The following is a 1,030-nucleotide window of genomic DNA, read 5'->3' on the forward strand; positions in this document are numbered from 1 at the left end:
GGTCACGGGGATGATGGTCGACGCGAAGCGGGCCGCGAGCGCCACAGGTATCGCGGCGAGGGCGAGCGGCAGGATCGGCGCCTCGTAGCGAAGAACAAGTACCTCAAGTCCGATAAGGAGGAAGAGCACCGAGTTTAGGATCTGGTCGACCAACGTCCAGAAGCCGAAGAGATATCGCTGCGTTACCTCGCTGAGCGCGTCCTTCGGTCCGCGGTTGCCAACGAGGATTCCGGCGACCACGACGGCGATCGGACCGCTCATATGCAGTGCGGAGGCGAGGGAATAGCAACCCATCGCCAATGCGATGGAAATCAAAACCTCGACAGGATAGTCGTCGATCGCCCTCATGGCCAAGTAGGCGACGTAACCTGATAGCAGGCCGATCACTGCCCCTCCCAGTGCCTCGAGGACGAACAGTTCCGCGACCTGCGCCGCGCCAACATCGGCGCCGCCGCTCGCCAGCGCGAGCAATGCGGTGAATACGACGACCCCGACGCCGTCGTTGAACAGCGACTCGCCCGCCATGTCGGTCTCGAGCGCTTGCGGAACCTTGATGGCCTTGAGCGTCGAAAGAACCGCCACGGGATCAGTAGGGCTGATCAGCGCGCCGAACACCAGCGCCCACAGGAATGGCAGCTCTATGCCAAGCAGGGCTGCCAGGGCCCACATCGCGACGCCGACGAGCGCCGTTGAAAGCAGCACGCCGAAGGTGGCCATAGCACCAACGACCGCGACTCGTGAGCGAAGGGCGGAAAAGTCGACATGGAGCGAGCCAGCAAACAGGAGGAAGGCGAGAAGCCCGTTCATGACGGTCGTCTGGAAATCGACCTGCCGCACAAGAGCTGCGACATCCGCGTAGACGGAAACGTCTGGAATCGAAAGCTCCAGCAGGACGAGCAAAGCTGAGGCCGCAAGTCCCATCACGAGGATCCCGATCGAGGGGGGAAGCCTGAAATAGCGATGGTTGACCCAGGAGAACCCGGCAGTGAGAACCAGAAGCAGCGAGATGAGATCGAAGACGGACAAGATC

General features: G+C 61.9%; 1 protein-coding gene. It reads right to left on the reverse strand.

Translation table 11 applies throughout. The features are described from left to right. The coding region (locus tag RWK44_RS34810; RefSeq protein WP_316030174.1) for a cation:proton antiporter at window positions 1-1,030 on the reverse strand (1,030 nt) is incomplete at both ends.

This window comes from Rhizobium sp. 25PS6 (genome assembly GCF_032464655.1).
Taxonomy (GTDB): Bacteria; Pseudomonadota; Alphaproteobacteria; order Rhizobiales; family Rhizobiaceae; genus Rhizobium; species Rhizobium laguerreae.